At 76.8% G+C, this 18,297-nt stretch carries 21 protein-coding genes; 11 read left to right on the top strand and 10 right to left on the bottom strand.

From position 1 onward, the window contains the following. The first annotated feature begins 46 nt into the window (after nucleotides 1-46). Together ACFTZA_RS10070 and ACFTZA_RS10065 are read left to right on the top strand one after the other, a co-directional pair. Nucleotides 47-2,035, top strand: a complete 1,989-nt coding sequence (locus ACFTZA_RS10070) for a sensor histidine kinase (protein ID WP_378193639.1) — start codon at nucleotides 47-49, stop codon at nucleotides 2,033-2,035. After that, nucleotides 2,032-2,802, top strand: a complete 771-nt coding sequence (locus tag ACFTZA_RS10065; protein ID WP_378193636.1) for a response regulator — start codon at nucleotides 2,032-2,034, stop codon at nucleotides 2,800-2,802. The genes ACFTZA_RS10070 and ACFTZA_RS10065 overlap by 4 nt, the downstream gene beginning before the upstream one ends. Before the next feature lie 130 nt (nucleotides 2,803-2,932). Here the strand turns inward: ACFTZA_RS10065 and ACFTZA_RS10060 are convergent, their stop codons facing one another. Then, a complete protein-coding gene (locus ACFTZA_RS10060; protein WP_378193633.1) occupies nucleotides 2,933-3,313 on the bottom strand; it encodes a VOC family protein in 381 nt (126 codons plus the stop codon). A 176-nt stretch (nucleotides 3,314-3,489) separates the two neighbouring features. On the opposite strand from ACFTZA_RS10060, the gene ACFTZA_RS10055 reads away from it, so the two are divergent. Together ACFTZA_RS10055 and ACFTZA_RS10050 are read left to right on the top strand one after the other, a co-directional pair. Further along, nucleotides 3,490-4,515 (top strand): 5'-3' exonuclease H3TH domain-containing protein, encoded by a 1,026-nt coding sequence (locus ACFTZA_RS10055; protein ID WP_378193629.1) that lies wholly within the window; start codon nucleotides 3,490-3,492, stop codon nucleotides 4,513-4,515. 92 nt (nucleotides 4,516-4,607) lie between these two features. Then, nucleotides 4,608-6,017, top strand: a complete 1,410-nt coding sequence (locus ACFTZA_RS10050) for an FAD-binding oxidoreductase (protein WP_378193626.1) — start codon at nucleotides 4,608-4,610, stop codon at nucleotides 6,015-6,017. Here ACFTZA_RS10050 and ACFTZA_RS10045 read toward each other — a convergent pair. From ACFTZA_RS10045 to ACFTZA_RS10005, 9 genes are all read right to left on the bottom strand, one after another. Further along, nucleotides 5,981-6,970, bottom strand: a complete 990-nt coding sequence (locus tag ACFTZA_RS10045; protein ID WP_378193623.1) for a PfkB family carbohydrate kinase — start codon at nucleotides 6,968-6,970, stop codon at nucleotides 5,981-5,983. The genes ACFTZA_RS10050 and ACFTZA_RS10045 overlap by 37 nt on opposite strands. 28 nt (nucleotides 6,971-6,998) lie before the next feature. Further along, nucleotides 6,999-7,343 (bottom strand): DUF3140 domain-containing protein, encoded by a 345-nt coding sequence (locus ACFTZA_RS10040; protein ID WP_378193620.1) that lies wholly within the window; start codon nucleotides 7,341-7,343, stop codon nucleotides 6,999-7,001. Nucleotides 7,344-7,456: 113 nt separating this feature from the next. Then, complete coding sequence (locus ACFTZA_RS10035) at nucleotides 7,457-8,137, bottom strand: response regulator (protein WP_378193617.1); 681 nt, start codon at nucleotides 8,135-8,137, stop codon at nucleotides 7,457-7,459. After that, nucleotides 8,134-9,501, bottom strand: coding sequence for a sensor histidine kinase (locus tag ACFTZA_RS10030; RefSeq protein WP_378193614.1), 1,368 nt, complete (start codon nucleotides 9,499-9,501; stop codon nucleotides 8,134-8,136). The genes ACFTZA_RS10035 and ACFTZA_RS10030 overlap by 4 nt, the downstream gene beginning before the upstream one ends. 29 nt (nucleotides 9,502-9,530) lie before the next feature. Next, a complete protein-coding gene (locus ACFTZA_RS10025) occupies nucleotides 9,531-10,349 on the bottom strand; it encodes a hypothetical protein (protein WP_378193611.1) in 819 nt (272 codons plus the stop codon). Nucleotides 10,350-10,360: 11 nt separating this feature from the next. Continuing rightward, on the bottom strand, nucleotides 10,361-11,263 hold the full coding sequence (locus ACFTZA_RS10020) for a hypothetical protein (RefSeq protein ID WP_378193608.1): 903 nt from the start codon (nucleotides 11,261-11,263) through the stop codon (nucleotides 10,361-10,363). Further along, the gene (locus ACFTZA_RS10015; protein WP_378193605.1) at nucleotides 11,260-12,204 is read right to left on the bottom strand and encodes an ABC transporter ATP-binding protein; all 945 of its coding nucleotides are present in this window, start codon (nucleotides 12,202-12,204) and stop codon (nucleotides 11,260-11,262) included. Before ACFTZA_RS10015 ends, ACFTZA_RS10020 begins: the two co-directional genes overlap by 4 nt. 210 nt (nucleotides 12,205-12,414) lie before the next feature. After that, nucleotides 12,415-12,939, bottom strand: a complete 525-nt coding sequence (locus ACFTZA_RS10010; RefSeq protein ID WP_378193602.1) for a hypothetical protein — start codon at nucleotides 12,937-12,939, stop codon at nucleotides 12,415-12,417. 46 nt (nucleotides 12,940-12,985) lie between these two features. Next, nucleotides 12,986-13,177, bottom strand: a complete 192-nt coding sequence (locus ACFTZA_RS10005) for a hypothetical protein (protein WP_378193600.1) — start codon at nucleotides 13,175-13,177, stop codon at nucleotides 12,986-12,988. A 168-nt stretch (nucleotides 13,178-13,345) separates the two neighbouring features. On the opposite strand from ACFTZA_RS10005, the gene ACFTZA_RS10000 reads away from it, so the two are divergent. The 7 genes from ACFTZA_RS10000 to ACFTZA_RS09970 all read left to right on the top strand — a co-directional run bounded on the left by ACFTZA_RS10000 (nucleotide 13,346) and on the right by ACFTZA_RS09970 (nucleotide 18,297). Further along, complete coding sequence (locus tag ACFTZA_RS10000) at nucleotides 13,346-13,708, top strand: hypothetical protein (protein WP_378193597.1); 363 nt, start codon at nucleotides 13,346-13,348, stop codon at nucleotides 13,706-13,708. A gap of 84 nt (nucleotides 13,709-13,792) precedes the next feature. Then, nucleotides 13,793-14,893, top strand: coding sequence for an RDD family protein (locus tag ACFTZA_RS09995; protein WP_378193594.1), 1,101 nt, complete (start codon nucleotides 13,793-13,795; stop codon nucleotides 14,891-14,893). Nucleotides 14,894-14,955: 62 nt separating this feature from the next. Further along, nucleotides 14,956-15,738, top strand: coding sequence for a deoxyribonuclease IV (locus ACFTZA_RS09990; RefSeq protein WP_378193592.1), 783 nt, complete (start codon nucleotides 14,956-14,958; stop codon nucleotides 15,736-15,738). A gap of 5 nt (nucleotides 15,739-15,743) precedes the next feature. Then, nucleotides 15,744-16,172 carry a VOC family protein gene (locus tag ACFTZA_RS09985; protein ID WP_378193589.1) on the top strand — a complete coding sequence of 143 codons (429 nt, stop codon included), beginning with the start codon at nucleotides 15,744-15,746 and terminating at the stop codon, nucleotides 16,170-16,172. Nucleotides 16,173-16,274: 102 nt separating this feature from the next. Further along, on the top strand, nucleotides 16,275-16,949 hold the full coding sequence (locus ACFTZA_RS09980; RefSeq protein ID WP_378193586.1) for a YceI family protein: 675 nt from the start codon (nucleotides 16,275-16,277) through the stop codon (nucleotides 16,947-16,949). 5 nt (nucleotides 16,950-16,954) lie between these two features. Continuing rightward, entirely contained in the window at nucleotides 16,955-17,500 is a 546-nt protein-coding gene (locus ACFTZA_RS09975) for a sigma-70 family RNA polymerase sigma factor (protein WP_378193583.1), read from the top strand. Continuing rightward, complete coding sequence (locus ACFTZA_RS09970; protein ID WP_378193580.1) at nucleotides 17,497-18,297, top strand: anti-sigma factor family protein; 801 nt, start codon at nucleotides 17,497-17,499, stop codon at nucleotides 18,295-18,297. The genes ACFTZA_RS09975 and ACFTZA_RS09970 overlap by 4 nt, the downstream gene beginning before the upstream one ends.

Here is an 18,297-nt window from a genome sequence, read left to right as displayed (position 1 = left end):
CGCCGGGCCCTTCTCGCAGGGCCCGGCGCGGCCCTACCGTGAGCCCGTGGCCGAGCCCGGGCCCGGCCCCGCCGGGACCTCCCGCACGAACTGGACCATCGGGGCGACCGTCGCGGTCGTCACCTGGTTCCTCGGCGTGTCCGCCCTCCTGCTCCAGCTCACGTCCGGCGTGCCGCTGCTGCTCGGCGACCTGCTGTTCGTCGTCGTCGACGCGACCGTCGCGCTCGTGTACGGCACCGTCGCGGCGGTGGTCCTCGCACGTCGCCCGCACGTCGTCGGGTGGCTGACCGCCCTCGCGGGGATCGGCGCGGGCGTGGCCGCGCTCGGTGGCGGCTGGCGCAGCTACGCCTCGACCCACCCGGCGCTCCCGCCGCTGACGCCCCTCGCCGACGCCTACGGGTGGGCGTGGATCCCCGGGACCGTCGGCCTGTTCGTGCTCGTGCCGTGGTTCGTGCGTTCCGGACGGCTCGGCGCGGGCGACTGGTGCGGCGTCGTCGCCGGCGCGGCGTCGATCGCGTTCTTCCTCCTGGCGCCGACGGACGACCCGCGCCCGGCGATCGGCGCGATCGTCGCCGTCGGGCTCGTCACCGCGACGGCGACGGCGTGGCGCTGGCGTCGGGGCCCGGTCGCGGACCGGCGCGGGCTCGGGCTCCTCGCGCTCGGCACCGCGCTCATGGCGCTGTCGTTCGTGCCGCTGCTCGGTACCTGGGCCGACCCCGACGTCGTGCTCGCGCTGCCGCTCACGCACCTCGCGTGCCAGGCCCTGTTCCCCGCGGCGATCCTCGTGTGCGTGCTCCGCAACCGGCTGTGGGGCCTCGACCTCGTGCTGTCGCGCGCGACGGTGGCCGCGATGCTCGCCGTCGGGCTGGCGCTCGTCTACGGCGTGGTCGTCGTGGTCGCGGCGACCGTCGTCGACGGCCCCGCGGCGCAGATCCTGGCCGCCGTCGGCGTGGCGGTCGCCGTCCAGCCCCTGCACGCCTGGCTGCGCCGGCGCGTCCACGTGCTCGTGTACGGCGACGGCGGCGACCCCGGGCGCGCGGCGCTCAGCGTGGGGCGCCACCTGTCCACCGCGGCGACGGCCGACGACCTCGTCGCCGGGCTGGCGGTCGGCGTCCGCGAGGCGCTCCGCCTGGAGTCGGTGACGGTCGAGTGGCCCGTCGCGGGACCCGGTGCCGGCACGGACGGCGTGCGCGACGTCGAGCACGGGGGTCGTGTGCTCGGCCGGGTGCACGTGGTGCCGCGCGCGGGCGAGCGGCTCGACGCGCGCACACGAGACGCGCTCGACCAGCTCCTGCCCGTGCTCGGCGCGGGCCTCGCTCTCGCGCAGGGCGCGCGCGAGCTCGAGGCCGCCCGGGACGCGACGACGCGCGCCCGCCTCGCCGAGCGGCGCGTCATCCGCCGGGAGCTGCACGACGGCGTCGGGCCCTGGCTCACCGGGCTGCGCCTGGGACTCCAGGGCGCACGCAACGTGCTCGACACCGACCCGGCCGCGGCGGCGGCCATCCTCGACGCGCTCGGCGCCGAGGCGGAGCAGCGCGTCGAGGACGTGCGCGCCCTCTCGCGCAGCCTCCTGCCGCCGTCGCTCGACGAGCTCGGGCTCGAGGCCGCCCTCGGGGAGCTCGCGGGCCGGCAGGCGGTGGCGGGCTTCGTCGTCGACGTGCGGTGCGACCCGAGCGCCGGGCTCGACCCGCGCGTCGCCGCAGCCGCGTACGCCATCGCGAGCGAGTCGGTCGTCAACGCGGCACGGCACTCGGGGGCCGCGGAGTGCCGGCTGGACGTCGAGGTGCTCGACGACGCGCTCGTCGTCACGTGCGAGGACGCCGGGGTGGGCGTCGCGCCCGGGACGCGGTCCGGCGTCGGCTCACGGTCGGTACGCGAGCGCGCCGAGGAGCTCGGCGGCCGCGTCGAGGTCACGCCCCTGCGACCCGGCGCCGCGCGGCCGGGCACGCGCGTGCGCGCCGCCCTGCCGCTCGTACCAGGCGGCGCTGCGTTCCGGCCGCGGTCCGTGACGACCCCGGACGAGGTCGTCGCATGACCGCGGCGGACGACGCGGTGCGCGCGGTCGGCGGGAACGCAGCGCTCCCCGCGGCCGAGGAGACGCGGACGGTCGACGTCGTCGTGGTCGACGACCACCCGCTCTACCGGCTCGGCCTCGTCGCGCTGCTCGGCTCGCTCGACGGCGTGCGCGTCGTCGGGCAGGCCGCGTCCGCGGCGCAGGCGCGGGCCGTGCTGGGCCTCGACAGCTCCGACGGCCGGCCCGGGGCCCCGTCCACGGTGCCGCCCGCGACCTCCGCCGCGCAGCCCGACGTCGTGCTCATGGACGTGGACCTCGGCGACGGCTCCGGCGTCGACGTCACGCGCGACCTCGTGCGCGCACGACCCGGCGTGCGCGTGCTCGTCGTGACGATGCACGAGGACGCCGACGTCGTCGTCGCCGCGGTGCGCGCGGGCGCCCGCGGCTACCTCGTGAAGTCCGCGAGCCCGGCGGAGGTCGAGCGCGCCGTGCGGTCCGTCGCCGACGGCGCGATGATCCTCGCCCCGGCGGTCGCGGAGCGCGCGATGGCGTACGTGGTCGGGGGGCGGTCCGCCGCGCGGGTGCCCTTCCCGCAGCTCACCGACCGTGAGCGCGAGGTGCTCGACCTGGTCGCCGCGGGGCTGGACAACACGTCGATCTCGCGGCGGCTCGTGCTCAGCCCCAAGACGGTCCGCAACCACGTGACGAACGTGCTGACCAAGCTGGCCGTGCGCGACCGCGCCGCCGCGATCGTCCGCGCACGCGAGGAGGGTCTCGGAGGGGCGTGAACGGCTCGGCGCGGGCTGCGGCGGCCCGCGCCGAACCCCGGCTTGCCGGGCACCGCCGCCGCCGAACCCCGGGTCGTGCGTCACCACTGTCGCTCCGTGGCGCACAAACCCGGGTTCGGCGCGGGACCGGTCAGGCGTCGTCGTCCTCGATGACCGAGAGCACGTTGCCCGCCGGGTCGGTGAACCAGGCGATGGGCGGGCCGCCGCCGCGGAACACGAAGTCGTCGTCGGTCTCGACGGGCGTGCCCGCGTACCGCTCGAACTCCACCCCGCGCTCGCGCAGGTCGGCGACGGCGGCGGGCACGTCGCGCACCGGGAAGTTGAGCACCGTGAACGACGCCGGCTCGTGCGCCTCGCCCTTCGGGTACACGAGGACGCCCGTCGTGCCGGGCACGTCGAGCCACAGCATGTCGTCGCCGCTGCGCACGCTCAGGCCGAGCACGTCGCCGTAGAACGTCCGGGCCGCGTCGACGTCGTCGACCGAGAACCCGCTGAACGCCTTGTCGAGCATGTCGCCTCCTGGAGCCGGGCGGGGCCGGTCCCCGCTCCCAGGGTCGACCGCGGTGGCGCCGCACAGTCATCGGTCGAGCGATGCACCCAGGCCCGAGCGATGCACGTGGAGGTGCATTGCTCGGGCCCACGTGCATCCCCCGAGGTCCGTCGGCGGCGTGCGGCAGGATGGCGGGCATGACCGAGAGCACCGACGCGCCGGCGAGCGACGGCGCGGCCAGCGACGGCACCGCAGGCACCGACCTTCTCCTGCTGGACACCGCGTCCCTGTACTTCCGCGCGTTCTTCGGCGTCCCCGACTCGATCAAGGCGCCCGACGGCACGCCGGTGAACGCTGTGCGCGGACTGCTCGACATGATCGCCACGCTCGTCACCGACCGCCGTCCCGACCGCCTCGTCGCGTGCTGGGACGACGACTGGCGGCCGGCGTTCCGCGTCGAGGCGATCCCGTCGTACAAGGCGCACCGGGTCGCGCGCGAGGAGCCCGGCACCACCGGTGTCGAGGAGGTGCCCGACAAGCTGACGCCGCAGGTCCCCGTCATCGTGGAGGTGCTCGCGGCGCTGGGGATCGCGCGCGTCGGGGCGCCGGGGTACGAGGCGGACGACGTCATCGGCACGCTGACGGCGCGCGAGGTCGCGCGGACCGCAGAGGGCGACGGCGCGCCCGTCGGCCCCACGGACCGGGCGCGGGTCGAGGTCGTCACCGGGGACCGCGACCTGTTCCAGCTCGTCGACGACGCGGCCGGCGTGCGCGTGCTCTACCCGTCCAAGGGCGTGAAGCACCTCGAGCTCGTCGACCAGGCGCGCCTCGCGGAGCGGTACGGCGTGCGCAGCGGCGCCGGCTACGCGGACATGGCGGTGCTGCGCGGCGACCCGAGCGACGGCCTGCCCGGCGTCCCCGGTATCGGCGAGAAGACCGCCGTCGCTCTGCTCGACCGGTACGGCGACCTCGCGGGCGTCCTCGCCGCGCGCGACGCGGGCGACGCCGGGCTCACCGCGACGCAGCGACGCCGCCTCACCGAGGCCGCCGACTACCTCGCGGTCGCCCCGAAGGTCGTGCAGGTGGCCCGCGACGCCCCCGTGGGCGACGTCGACGACGCGCTGCCGGCCGCACCGGCCGACCCCGAGGCGCTCGACGCGCTCACCGAGCGGTGGGGCCTCGGCTCCTCGGTCCGCCGCGTGCTGGAGGCGCTGTCCCGCTGAACCGCTGACCTGCGATGTCACAGGGACGGCTCGGGGCCGTCCCTCCGGTGTGGGCGTCCATGAGGCGCCGGCACACCGACCGGAGGTATCGCATGTCCAGCACCGTCTCGTCCGCATCCGCGACGACCGCACCGCTGCCCGACGACGTCGCCGGGCTCCGCACCCGCGTCACCGGTACCGTCCTCGCCCGCGGCGCGGGTCCCGACGGCGGCGGCCGCACGCCCGGCGAGGCCGTCCCTGCGCACAGCACGCTCGTCCTCAACGATCCTCAGATCGCCGTCCTCGCGGCGTCGGAGCGTGACGTCGTGGAGAGCGTCCGCTTCGCCGCGGAGCACGGCCTCGCCGTCCGCCCGTACGCGACCGGGCACGGCGGCGCGACGCCGATCCTCGACGGCGTCGTCGTCGACACCGCGTCCCTCGCGGGGGTCGAGATCGATCCCGGCACCCGCGTCGCGCGCATCGGCGCGGGCACGCGCTGGCAGGCCGTGATCGAGGCCGCCGCCCCGCACGGGCTCGCGCCGATCACGGGCTCGTCGACGCACGTCGGCGTGGTCGGTTACACGCTCGGCGGCGGGCTCGGACCGCTCGCGCGCAGCCACGGCGCCACGTCCGACCGGGTGCGCGCCTACCGCGTCGTCCTCGCGGACGGCTCCGTCGTCGAGGCGACCGCCGACACGGACCCCGACCTGTTCTGGGCGCTGCGCGGCGGCAAGGGCGGCCTCGGCGTCGTCACGCGCGTGGACCTCGAGCTCGTGCCGCTCGCCACGCTCTACGGGGGGTCGTTGACCGTCGACACCCCGCACGTCGCCGACGTGCTGCGCGGCTGGGCGCGCTGGACGGCGACCGCGCCCGACGACCTCACGACGTCCGTCGTCGTGCTCACGCTCCCCGACCTGCCGTTCGTGCCCGAGCCGATGCGCGGGCGCACGGTGCTGACGCTGCGCTTCGCGTACCCGGGGGACGCGGCCGAGGGCGAGCGGCTCGCCGCGCCGCTGCGCGCCCTCGCGCCGGCGCTGGTCGACACGATCGGCGAGATGCCGGCGTCGGAGGTCGGCGCGATCCACGCCGACCCGGAGGACCCGGGGCCGTCCTGGGTCGCCGGCGCCGGGCTGCGCACGCTGGACGACGCGTTCGTCGACCACTACCTCGGCGAGTTCGGCCCGGGCGGGGACTCGCCGTTCCTGGGCGCCGAGATCCGTCACCTGGGCGCGGCGGTCGCGCGGGACGTGCCCGGCGGGTCCGCCGTCGGCGGGCGCACGGCCGGGTACCTGTTGACGTTCGTCGGCATGAACCCGCCGCTCGTGCCCGCCATGGTCGCGAGCTTCACGGACTTCGTCGACTGGTCGGCGCCGTGGGCGGCGAGCGAGACGAACGTCAACTTCCTCCCCGCGCCGTGGACCCCGGAGCGGCTCGCCCGCGCGTGGTCGCCCGACACGCTGGCGCGACTGGCTGCCGTCCGCGACCGCTACGACCCCGCGGGCCGCTTCCCGTTCGGCGCCTGACGCGGCGACGCCGCACCGGTGCGCGCCCGGTCGGCGCGCTCCCGGACGGTCGCGAGGTCGAACTCGGGGCGTCCGCCGAGCGTGCCCACCGCGAGGACGGCGGCGGCCGACGCCCACCACGCCGCCTCCTCGGGCGTCCGCCCGTGCAGCAGACCAGCCGCGAGCGCCGCGGTGAAGGCGTCGCCCGCACCGGTCGGGTCGACGACGTCGCCGTCCAGGAGCGGCATGACGACGTGCCCACCGTCCCAGACGACCACGTTCTCCTCCTGGCCGGCCGCCAGCGCGACGAGCACCGGACCGCGGGAGCGCAGCTGGTGAGCCGCCTCGACGGTCTCCTCGACCCCGACGGGGTCGCGGCCGACGAGGGCGGCCGTCTCCGCGGCGTCGGCGCGCAGCACGTGGGCGTGCGCGACGAGCTCGTCGCGCACGTCGTCGTCCGGCGGGGCGCCGTCGGCGACCACCAGGGCCCCGGCACCCGCCACCCGCAGGCCTTCCAGCACCGCGGCGCGCGGCTGCTGGAGCTGCAGGAGCACGGCGTCCGCCGACCCGATCCGGGCCGACGACGCCCGCACGTCGGCGGCGGTGAGCAGCGTGCCCGCCGGCACGTCCTCGAGCAGGCGGCGCGTGCCGTCCGCCTCGACGACGTCGGTGAGCAGGGCCGTCGGAGAGCCGTCGCGCCGGACCACGCCGTCGACGTCGATCCCGTCCGCGCGCGCCTGCGCCAGCACGTCCCGACCCGCGCCGTCGTCGCCGACCACGCCCACGACGGCCGCGCCGAGGCCGAGCCGCAGGCACGCGAGCGCCTGGTTCGCGCCCTTGCCGCCGAGCAGCTCACGGCGGTCACGCACCGCCGTCGACGCGCCGCCGTCCGGCAGGGCGTCGACGGCGAGGACGAGGTCGCGCGCGACCTGCCCGAGCACGACGGCGCTGCGCGACCGTCCCGGTGCCGTCACGCGCGCTCCGTCCGCCGGAGGGACGAGGTCAGGCGTCCGGGTCCTTCAGCGGGTCGTGCCCGAGCGACATGAGGCTGTGCCGCCACTGCGCGTCGCCGGCCGTGGGCTCCTCCGCGGAGCCGCGGATCTCGGCGATCCGCTCGACGACGCGCTGCATGACCTCCGCGTCCGCGGGCGTGAGGTCCGTGCGGCGCTTGCCGAGGATGTCGAGGACACCGCGGGACAGGTCGCTGCCCGCCTGGTCGGGGAGGGCGTCGGAGCGCGGCCCCGACGCGTCGGTCGCGAGCCAGTCCCGCAGCTCGCGGGACGTCATGTTGACGACGTCGTGGAACTCCTGCCACAGGTCGCCGGCGGTCTCGTCGGTGCTGGTCATGCTGTCTCCTCCCGGTTGGCCCGATGGTCGGCCGGTCCTCCGGCTCTCCCGACCGTAGGCACGTGTCGGCGCACCGGCACCTCGGGACGTCGCCGGTGCGGCGGGCCGTCTCCTCAGCGGCGGTCCGAGCCGACGAGCCCGCTCTCGAAGGCCACGATGACGGCCTGGACCCGGTCGCGGACCCCGAGCTTGGCGAGGACGTTGCCGACATGGGTCTTGACCGTCGTCGGGGACAGCACGAGCCGGTCGGCGATCTCCGCGTTGGACTCGCCCTGCGCCATGCCGTGCAGCACGTCGAGCTCGCGCGGGGTGAGGCTGCGCAGGCGGGGGTCGAGCGCGTCGCCGGTGGTGGGCGCGTCGCCGCGGTCCGGCAGGTGGTGGGCGAACAGGTCGAGCATGCGCCGCACGACGCGCGGCGCGACGACGGAGCTGCCCGACGCCACGGTGCGGATCGCGTCGACGAGCTCGTCGGGCCGGGCGTTCTTCAGCAGGAAGCCGCTCGCCCCTGCGCGCAGGGCCGCGAACGCGTACTCGTCGACGTCGAACGTGGTGAGCACGAGCACCCGCACGGACGGGTGCTCGGCGACGACGCGACGCGTGGCCTCGATGCCGTCCGTGCCGGGCATGCGGATGTCCATGAGCACGACGTCGGGGGCGAGCGCCGCGACCTGGTCGAGCGCGACGTCGCCGTCGGACGCCTCGCCGACCACCTCGAGGTCGGGCTCCGACTCGAGGACGAGACGGAAGCCCATGCGCAGCAGCGCCTGGTCGTCGACGAGCAGCACCCTCGTCATCGCGCACTCCCCGCCGTCGCGTCCTGCGACGGCAGCACGACGTGCACGCGCCAGCCCCCGCCGGACCGCGGTCCGGCCTCGACGTGGCCGCCGAGCAGGGCGGCGCGCTCGCGCATGCCGAGGACCCCCCGGCCGGACCCCCCGCCGGTCCCCGGGCGCGCGCTGCCCGTGTCGAGGACGTCGACCTCGAGGCCCGCTGCGGTGCGCCGCACGGCGACCTCGGTCGTCGCGCCGGGCGCGTGCCGCAGCACGTTGGTCAGCCCCTCGGTGACGATGCGCACCACCGCGAGACGCACGGAGGTGTCCGCCGGGTGCAGGGCGTCGAGGCCGGTCGCGGTGACGGGTACGCCGGCGGCGCGGAAGCGCTCGACGACGGTCTCGAGGTCGCTCCCCGTCGGACCGGCCAGGGTCTCGCCGGTCCCGTTCTCGCCGCCCGCACCCGGGTCCAGCGCACCGAGCACGCCCTGCATGTCCGCGAGCGCCGAGCGCCCGGTACGGGACAGCTCCCGCAGGGCCTCCCGCGAGCGGTCCGGTGCGCGGTCGAGGGCGGCACCCGCGCCGTCGGAGAGCGCGACCATCACCGAGACGCTGTGGGCGACGACGTCGTGCATCTCGCGCGCGATGCGGGCGCGCTCGGCGGCGCGCGCGAGCGCGGCGCTCTGGTCGCGCTCGCGGGCCATCGCCGCGTACCGCTCCACGAGGTCGCGCGCGTGCAGCCGGCGCGCCCGCACCCCCGAGCCGGCGGCGACACCGAGCAGCAGGAGCGCGAGCAGGAGCGACACCGACGCCGACCGACGCCCGCCGGAGAACGCTGGTTCGACGAGCTGGTGCGGCGGGTCCTCGATCTGGGCGAGGGTCGGGTCGCTCCACAGCAGCATCTCGGCGAGGCCGATGTCCTGCCACCACCACAGCGCGACGGAGACGACGCCGAACACGGCCGCGCACGCGATCCAGGCCGTGCGTGCCGGGCGGGTGGCCGCCACGGTGTAGACGGCGCACGCGAGGCAGACCCCGACGACGCCGAGGACGCCGGCCGTGGCGAGCGAGACGACGGCGAGGACGGTGAGCACCGCCGTGGTGGCGAGCGGCCACACGCGCCGGACGCCCAGGAGCGCCGCGCCGAGGCCGGCCCCGGCGAGCCACGCCGTCATCACGGTCGTGGCCACCGGCGCGTCGCGCGGGAACAGCCCGAGGCCGGTGGACCCCTCGACCGTCATGAGCGCGAGGCTCGCCGTGACGAGGCCGAGGAGCAGCACCCCGACGGCGAGCGCGACGTCGGCGACCCACGGACGGTCGGCGACCAGCCGTCCGACCGGCCCCCGCCGCCGCACCTGCGTCTCGGTCAGTGCCGGGGCGGTCGTCACGGCCCTACTCTCCCACTGCACGTCGCGGATCACGGGACGTCGTGGTGACGCAGCCGGTGCGTCGCGGCGGCGAGCACGACGGCGACCCAGGCCCCGAGCACGACGCCACCGCCCCACGTCCCGAGGTCGGGACCGCTGCTCGTCGCGTCGAGCAGGGCGAGCTGGGCGTCGTCCTGGGCGAGCCGCGCCCCGGCCCCGGGCAGGAGGGCGCGCGCCGTGTCGGTGAACCTCCCGGGGTACGCCATCAGGACCTGGTCGAGGACGACGAGCAGCACCACGCCGGTGAGGACCGCGGGGGTCGCGCGGCGCAGCAGCGCCCCGAGCGCGAGCCCGAGCAGCGCGACGCCCGCCTGGTAGAGCACGAACCCGGCGAAAAGTCGCGCCGTCTCCCCGTCGGTGACGTCGACCGGCCCGACGACGGCGCGGCGCCCGGCCGTGACGAGCAGCGACGCGAGCAGCGCCCCGACCGCCGTGACGACGGCGAGGGCCACCGTGACGAGCAGCTGGGCCGCGAGGACCGGCAGCCGCCGGGGCACGGCGGTGAACGTCGCGCGGTACGTGCCGGTGCTGTACTCGCCCGTGCCGACGAGCACGCCCTGGACGAGCGCGCCGAGCTGGGCGAGCGCGACGCCGGAGACGGCGAGCGCCGCCCAGGACCGCTCGTCGCCCGGGCGCACGAACATCCCGAGGGCGTAGGCGAGCGCCGCTGCGGCGGCGACGGTCCCGAGGGCTGTCCACAGGGTGGCGCGCAGGCTCGTGAGCTTGGTGCGCTCCGCGGCGAGCACCCGGGGGAACGTGGGGCCGGGCCGTGCCGGGCCGGCGGTCGGGGTGCGGGTCGTCGGTGCCACGGCGGGCGTCCTCAGGCCAGGTCGCGGACGCGCAGGCGCGCCGCGGCGACGACGAGCGGGACGACGACCCAGGCCGCGAGGACGAGCCCTCCGCCCCACGGGCCGAGGTCCGGCGCGCCGTCGAGCCCGGTGGTGCCCGGCGTCATCGTCAGGAGCTGTCCCGCGCCCGCGGGCAGGAGCGTGACCACGGTGTTCACGGCCGCCTGCTGCGCCGGGACGTCGCCCGCAGCGGGCGCGGCGGCCATCGGGTCGGTCCCGATGTCGCCCGCGAGCACGAGCACGACGGGCAGGACGAGCACGAGGACGACGGCGACGACGATCGCCGGGACGGGGCGGCGCACGAGCGCCCCGAGCGCGAGGCCGAGCAGGGCGGTGCCGGCGAGCAGCGCCGTCGTGCCGGCCAGGACCTGCGGCGTCCCGTCCCCGGCCAGGTCGAGGGCGATGTCCCGCGACGCGGCCGCCGGCAGCACGCCGACCACCGCCGCGGCGACCGCGAGCACCGCGACCAGGAGCGCGAGAGCCCCCGTGACGACCGTCTGCGCGAGGAGGACGGGCACGCGCCGGGGGACGGACGTGAACGTCGTGCGGAACGTCCCGGTGCTGAACTCGCCGGTGCCGACGAGGACGCCCAGGACCAGCGGACCGATCTGCGCCAGCGCGACGCCTGCGGTGAGGGAGCCGCGAGGGTCGAACCCGGGGTCCCCCGACGAGGCGTTCGCGGCCAGGAACGTCAGGACCCCCGACACCACGACCGTGGCCGCGGCGACCGCGTACGACGAGCGCAGGCTCGTGAGCTTCGACCACTCCGCGGCGACGACTCGCGGGAACGTCGGGCCGCGGCGGCCGGAGGACCCGCGTCCGGCCGGCGCGGGTGCGCGGGTCGGGACCGACGCGGCGGTGGCCGGCGCGCTCATCGGGCACCCCCGGCGTGCGCGAGGCCCGTCGCGCCGTCGCCGCCGCGGTACTCGACCGCGTCGGCGGTGAGCTCCAGGTAGGCGTCCTCGAGCGACCCGCCCTCGGTCGCGAGCTCGAGCACCGTCGCGCCGCACCGGCGTGCGGCGGCGCCGACGTCGTCCACGGTGGTCCCGCGCACGTGGAGCACGCCCGGCTCGTGCGGCACGACGTCCGCCCCGAGCCCGAGCAGCGCCGTCGCGAGGGCTTCCGGCTCCGCGGTCCGGACACGGACGACGCCGGCGCGCTCGGAGCGGGCGACGATCTCCGGCACCGACGCGTCGGCGAGCAGCCGCCCACGGCCGATGATGACGACGCGGTCGGCGCACAGCGCGAGCTCGTGCATGAGGTGCGAGGACAGCAGGACGGTGCGCCCCTCGGCGGCGAGGTCGCGCACGAGGCGGCGCACCCACAGCACGCCGTCGGGGTCGAGCCCGTTGACCGGCTCGTCGAGGATCAGCGTCGCCGGGTCGCCGAGCAGCGCGCCCGCGATGCCGAGGCGCTGGCCCATGCCGAGCGAGAACGTCCCCGCCCGGCGGCCCGCGACGGACTCCAGCCCGGTCGCCGCGATCACCTCGTCCACGCGCGACCGCGGGATCCCGTGCGTGCGGGCCTGCGCCAGCAGGTGCCGGAAGGCCGTGCGCCCGGGGTGCACCGAGCGGGCGTCGAGCATGACGCCGACCGCGTGCAGCGGGGCGGCGAGATCGGCGTAGCGCCGGCCGTCCACCGTCGCCGTGCCGGACGTCGGACGCTCGAGCCCGACGATCATCCGCATGGTCGTCGACTTCCCCGCCCCGTTCGGGCCCAGGAACCCCGTCACGCTCCCCGGTCGCGCCGTGAACGTCAGCCCGTCCACGGCGGCCGTGGAGCCGTAGCGCTTCGTCAGCGCCTCCACCTCGATCATGGGTCCTCCCGTCGTCGTCGGACGGTGACCCGCTGGCCGGACCGTCCGCGTCGACGCTACGGACGGCTCCGAGGTCGTCGGCACCTTCCTGCGGCCGAGATCGGCGACGGCGCCGCCTCCTCCTCGAGGAGGAGGTGGCCACCCGGAGCGGCGGAGGTCCGCGCCGGCCGCGGTGGCCCGTCGGGCTCGGGCCGCGGTGGCCCGTCGGGCTCAGGCCGCGGCGTCGCCGCTGCGGGCGTCGGCCCGCTGCGTCGCGAGCTGGCGGAGCGCGGCGGCGGCGTCGAGCGCGTTGCCGACCTCGCCGTCGCGCGCTGCGACGAACCCGCACCACACGAGCTGGCGAGCGAGCGCCTCCTCGTGCTCGGCGAGGCTGAGCGTCGTCGCGGTGCGCATGGCCCGCACGAGGGAGGCCAGCGCGAGGTCGTGCAGGGCGAAGAGGTCCGTCTGCGGGGAGTGCTCGAGGACGCCCGTGGTCCGCACGTCGATCGCCGTGCGCAGCGCCTCCCGCAGGCGACGCTCGCCCGTCCGGGCCGTCGGCCGGCGCAGCGCCCCGGGGCGTGCGCGCAGGCGGCGGTGGAACTCGGCGAGCTCCTGCGGCGACAGGACCGGGGGGAGCACGGTGTCGACGCGCCGGGTGCTGCCGCCCTGCGGCAGGGCCGGGTGGCTGCGGCGCGTGAGCGTGGCGTAGCCCCAGAGCGTGGGCAGGACGACCTGGTGGACGGATGTGCGGGTCACGGCACGACCTCCGTTCGGGGCACGGGCGCGGCGGGGCCGCGGGGGGTCAGGGGGCGCTGGCGGGGAAGGCGTCGGGGACGGGCGCGGACGACGTCGGGTCCTGCGCGGCGGGGTCGAGCTCGACGGCGGCGTCGGGGTCGGCGACCACGTCCGACGTCCGGGGAGCGGCGGACGACCGGTCGTGGCCGTGCCGACCGTGCGCGTCGGCGCCACCGATCGCGCTCGCGGACCAGCTCACGTGCATCTCGTCTCCCCTTCGGCCGCCCGTCGTCCCGCTGGACCGGCGACGTCCTTCCTCGGACCCGCCGCTGCACGACGGGTCAGCGCCCCCTATGCCTGCGCCCCGGCCGACAGCCGTACGCGTCGCAACAGGAACGAAACGCGGTCGTCGACCAGGGGAAACGTCGTGGGCGGAACATGGCTGGTGCGCCGGGCACCGGCCCGGCGCACCAGCCACCGTCGGCCCGGCGCACGCCGCCGGGCCGACGGCCGGTCCGCCGGCCCGACCACCCCGGAGGCCCTCGTGCCCGACCACCGCCCGCTCTTCTCGTCCCCCGGCGCCGTGACCGCGCCGTCGGCCACCACGATCTCCCGGCCGGCTCACGCGGCGCGGAAGGTCGACCTCGGCCTCGAGGTGACCGCGGAAGGACGCCGGCAGGCCAATCCCGGCGACGAGCTCACGGTGGACCCCGCGGACCGGCGCCGCCGCGCCCGGGCGGCCCTGCTCGACCTGCGGCGCGACGTCGTCCGGCGCAGCGCGGGATACTGACGCCCAGTCACGCCGCTGACCCCGTCACGGTCGCCGCATGACGCACGCTCGACCGCTGGTTGACCTTCTGCCAGGATGAACGGCGTGACGCAGACGGCGACCTCCGTACCGGCCGGCCCGGACGGTCCCGCCGTCGCCGCGCCCGGCACGTCCCCGGCTCCCGTGGACCCGTGGTCGCCGCCCTGCGCGTCGTGGTCGCGCCGCGTCGTCGGGACGCTCCTCGACGGCGCGATCCTCACCGGCGCGACGTGGCTCGCGCTCGGCGACGACGGCAGGTCTCCCACGCTCGCCCCTGGCATCGGCGAGACGACGACGAGCTCACCGACGGAGCCGTGGACGTCGAGCCCGTGGCTGCTGCTGGTCGTCGTCGTGATGCTCGCGCTCCAGGGCTACACCGGGGCCACGCCGGGCAAGCGGGTCGCGGGGGTCGCCGTCGTGCGCGCCGACACGCTCCTGCCCACGGGCTTCCTCGCCGCGGTGCTGCGCGTCGTCGCGCACGTGGCGGACGCCCTGCTGCTCCTCGTCGGCTACCTCCGCCCGCTGTGGCACGCGGAGCGCCGCACGTTCGCAGACTCGATCGTCGGCACCGTCGTCGTCCAGACCCGCGAACCCCCGCCGCACCCGTGGTTCGCCCGCTTCCGGCACGCGCCCGACGTCGCCCGCTCGACCGTCGTGAGCGTCGCGGCCGGACTCGTCTGCGTGCTCGGCGTCGGCTTCTCGACGGCGGTCACGTCGAGCGGAGGATCGGTCCTCGCCGTCGACGCGGGCTGCACGTTCGAGGACCCCGGCGCCGGCATCACCCCGACCGCCGCGGGCATCACCCACGACGAAGGCTGGTCCACGGAGTCGAGGCTGTGGGTCACGCGGGACATGCCCACGTCCCCGAGCCCCGTCGACGCCCGCTGGGAGTGGTCCGACCCGCGGCCGGGCACGCAGCTCGTCCGGCTCGAGGCGACCATCACCGACCGGCAGGGGCAGGACCCCATGACCTTCGTGCAGGAGCCCGCGCAGCCGGCCGACTGGTCGAGCAGCGGTCAGGTCGCTCCCGACACGGCCCGGGTCCCGGCCGAGACGGTCGCGCGGTACCCGGACGGGTGGACGCTCACGACGCGCATGCTCGTCGACGGGGCCGAGGTCGCGGCGTGCGCGACGACGTACGACGGCGTCGCCCCTCAGCGCCCGTAGCGCACCGCGCCCGTGCGCCGGTGGGTGATGCTCGTCCCGCACGACCGCGTAGGTTGGGGTCCATGCGGATCGGAGCGCACCTCGACCAGTCGGACGTCATCGCGCAGGCGCGCGCCCTCGGGGCGGACGTGGCGCAGATCTTCCTGGGCGACCCCCAGTCCTGGAAGGGCCCGGAGTTCACGTACCCGGGCGGCGCCGAGGCGCTGAAGGCGGACGCCGCGGCGGCCGACCTCCAGCTCGTGGTGCACGCGCCGTACGTCATCAACGTCGCGTCGACGAACAACCGGATCCGCATCCCCAGCCGCAAGCTCCTGCAGCAGATGGCCGACGGTGCGTCCGCCGTGGGCGCCACGGGCCTCGTCGTCCACGGCGGCCACGTCACCGCGAAGGACGACCCCGCCAAGGGGTTCGACAACTGGCGCAAGGCGATCGACGCGCTCGAGACCGACATCACCGTCTACATCGAGAACACGGCGGGAGGCGACTTCTCCATGGCGCGGCGGCTCGAGCGCATCGAAGGTCTCTGGGCCGCGGTCCAGCAGGCCGACGGCGCGGAACGGGTCGGCTTCTGCCTCGACACGTGCCACGCGTGGGCGGGCGGCATCGACCTGACGACCGCGGTCGAGCAGGTCCGGGCGATCACGGGACGCGTCGACCTCGTGCACCTCAACAACAGCCGCGACGCGGCGGGCTCGGGCGCCGACCGGCACGCGAGCCTCACGGCCGGGACGATCGAGCCCGAGCTCCTGCTCGGCGTCGTCAAGGCGGCGGGCACGTCCGTGGTGTGCGAGACGCACGCGGACGTGCCGGCCGACGTCGCGTGGCTGCGCGAGACGGTGGGCTGAGCGCGATGAACCAACCCCACCCGCCCACGGGTCCCGCGATCCCGATGCCGCTGCGCAACGTGACGGTCGACGCGCGCGACCCGCGCGCCCTCGCCGAGTTCTACCGGCGCCTCACCGGCTGGGAGTACACGCCCGGCCACGAGACACCGGACCCCGAGGGCGACGACTGGCTCACGCTCGAGTCCCCGGGCGACGGCCCCACGCGGCTCGCCTTCCAGCGCTCCGACGCGACCGTGCCGCCGTGGCCCGGCGGCGCGCGGGTGCACGTCGACCTCCGCGTGCCCGACCTCGACGCCGCGCACGAGCACGCGCTCGCGTGCGGGGCCACGGCGCTGACCGGCACGCCGGAGGAGGAGGGCCACCCCGGGGACCCGTTCCGCGTCTACGCCGACCCCGAGGGCCACCCGTTCTGCCTCTGCGCACCGCTGCTCTGAACCCGGTGCGCCCCGGGTGAACCGGAGCGCGCCCCACCCCGTCTACCGGGTGAGAGGCGTCGCGCGCAGGGGTGCGGCGCACCACGACGGAGGGAGACGCACGTGCGCACGAGGACGACGGTCCTGCTGGGGGTCGGCGCGGCGGTGGTCGTGCTGGGAGGTGCCGCGGTCGCGTTCGGACCGGGGCTGTACGCCGACTGGTCCGAGGACCGCGCGGCCGCCGCACCCACGCTCGACGCGACCACCGGTTCCACGCTGGACGCCGCCGCGCTCGACGGGACGTGGGACGTGAGCACCGGCTCGTACGCGGGGTACCGGCTCGACGAGATCCTCAACGGCGAGGACGTGACGGTCACGGGCCGCACCGAGGACGTCACCGGCTCCGTGACGCTCGCCGACGGGTCGCTCACCGACGCCGAGGTGGTCGTCGACATGACGACCGTCGCGACCGACGTCGCCAACCGCGATGCCTACTTCCGCGACACCGCGCTCCAGGTCGCGGAGCACCCGACGGCGACGTTCGTGCTCACCGAGACCGTCGAGGTCCCCGACACGGCCGGGGCGGTCGAGCTCGCGGGCGACCTGACGATCCGTGGCGTGACACAGCCCGTGACCGTCGACGCGCAGATCGGCGCGACCGGCGACGACGTCCAGGTCGTCGGCGAGATCCCCATCACCTTCGCCGACTTCGGCGTCGAGGCGCCCAGCCTCGGGTTCGTCGAGGTCGAGGACACGGGCAGCGTCGAGTTCAGTCTCGCCCTGACCCAGGCCGCCTGACCGCGGTGGTCACGGACGACGGTCCCGGCACGGCGGCCGGCCCCGCGGGGCCGGTCGCCGACGAGCTGCTGCGTGCGGTGCACGACGCGCACGGCACGGCGCTGCACCGGTACGTCGCCCGCATGACCGACGACGACGCCCGCGCGCAGGACGTGGTGCAGGAGACGCTCCTGCGGGCGTGGAGCCACCCCGAGGTGCTCGAGCGCCCGGAGGGGTCGGTCCGGGCGTGGCTGTTCACGGTCGCGCGCCACCTCGTCGTCGACGACCTGCGGCGCGCGCACCACCGGCGCGAGCTCGCGAGCCCGCAGCTGCCCGAGCACGGCGAGGACGACGCGACGCAGGCCGTCCTCGACGCCTGGCTCGTCGGGGACGCGCTCGTCGCGCTCTCGGCCGAGCACCGCGCCGTCGTCGTCGGGGCCTACTACCGCGGTCGGTCGGTCGCCGAGATGGCGGCCGAGCAGGGGGTGCCGCCCGGGACGGTCAAGTCCCGCATGCACTACGCGCTCCGCGCGCTGCGCCTGGCGCTGCAGGAGAAGGGAGTCACGTCATGACCGCCACCCCTCCCCCGGACCCGTACCGCGAGTGGGACGCCGCCTACGTCCTCGGCGCGCTCGGCCCGCAGGACCGCCGCGCGTTCGAGCAGCACCTCGCGACGTGCGCGGCGTGCCGCGAGTCGGTCGCCGAGCTCGCCGGCATGCCGGGGATCCTCGGCATGCTCACGGCCGAGCACGCGGCGGCGCTCGACGGCGCCGCCCCTCCCCGCGGCCCCGGTCCCGGCGGGCGGACGGGCACGCCGGTCCCGGGGGCGGGGCCGGTGGGCGACGGCGCCGACGTCGTCCCGCTCGCGGCGCTCGCGACCGGTGCGCGGCGGCGTCGGGTGCGACGTCGGGGGCTGCTCACCGCCGCGGCGGTCGCGCTCGTCGTCGCCGGGGGCGTCACGGGGGTCGCGCTCGGCGGGGCGCCGGGCGGGACGGCGCCCGGCGACGGGACGCCGGTCACGCCCTCACCGCTCGCGGAGGCAGGCACGACCGTCGAGCTGCTGCCCGTCGACGACGCCGACGTCCGTGCCGAGCTCGTGCTCACGCCCGTGGCGTGGGGCACGCGGCTCGACTGGTCGTGCTCGTACCCCGCCGACGCGGGCGCGGCGGGCGGCACCTACGAGCTCGTGCTCGTCGACGAGCGCGGGAGCCGGGAGGTCGTCGCGACGTGGTCCGCGACGAAGGCCGGGCGCTCGGAGGGGCTCGGGGCGTCGTCGGCCGTCCCGTTGGACGGGATCGCACGGCTGGAGCTCGGCGTGACAGGGCTCGACCGCCCGCTGGCGGCCGCGGACGTGCGCGCCACCGCGTGA

Source organism: Cellulosimicrobium sp. NPDC057127, assembly GCF_042670945.1.
Classification (GTDB): domain Bacteria; phylum Actinomycetota; class Actinomycetes; order Actinomycetales; family Cellulomonadaceae; genus Cellulosimicrobium.
Note: the sequence above shows the minus strand (reverse complement) of the source record. Positions and strands in the feature narration are given on the sequence as shown.

Coding starts and splice junctions, on each gene's coding strand:
- ACFTZA_RS10065 (WP_378193636.1), top strand. CDS start 2,032: ATGACCGCGGCGGACGACGCGGTGCGCGCGGTCGGCGGGAACGCAGCG.
- ACFTZA_RS10060 (WP_378193633.1), bottom strand. CDS start 3,313: ATGCTCGACAAGGCGTTCAGCGGGTTCTCGGTCGACGACGTCGACGCG.
- ACFTZA_RS10055 (WP_378193629.1), top strand. CDS start 3,490: ATGACCGAGAGCACCGACGCGCCGGCGAGCGACGGCGCGGCCAGCGAC.
- ACFTZA_RS10050 (WP_378193626.1), top strand. CDS start 4,608: ATGTCCAGCACCGTCTCGTCCGCATCCGCGACGACCGCACCGCTGCCC.
- ACFTZA_RS10040 (WP_378193620.1), bottom strand. CDS start 7,343: ATGACCAGCACCGACGAGACCGCCGGCGACCTGTGGCAGGAGTTCCAC.
- ACFTZA_RS10035 (WP_378193617.1), bottom strand. CDS start 8,137: ATGACGAGGGTGCTGCTCGTCGACGACCAGGCGCTGCTGCGCATGGGC.
- ACFTZA_RS10020 (WP_378193608.1), bottom strand. CDS start 11,263: ATGAGCGCGCCGGCCACCGCCGCGTCGGTCCCGACCCGCGCACCCGCG.
- ACFTZA_RS10015 (WP_378193605.1), bottom strand. CDS start 12,204: ATGATCGAGGTGGAGGCGCTGACGAAGCGCTACGGCTCCACGGCCGCC.
- ACFTZA_RS09990 (WP_378193592.1), top strand. CDS start 14,956: ATGCGGATCGGAGCGCACCTCGACCAGTCGGACGTCATCGCGCAGGCG.
- ACFTZA_RS09985 (WP_378193589.1), top strand. CDS start 15,744: ATGAACCAACCCCACCCGCCCACGGGTCCCGCGATCCCGATGCCGCTG.
- ACFTZA_RS09970 (WP_378193580.1), top strand. CDS start 17,497: ATGACCGCCACCCCTCCCCCGGACCCGTACCGCGAGTGGGACGCCGCC.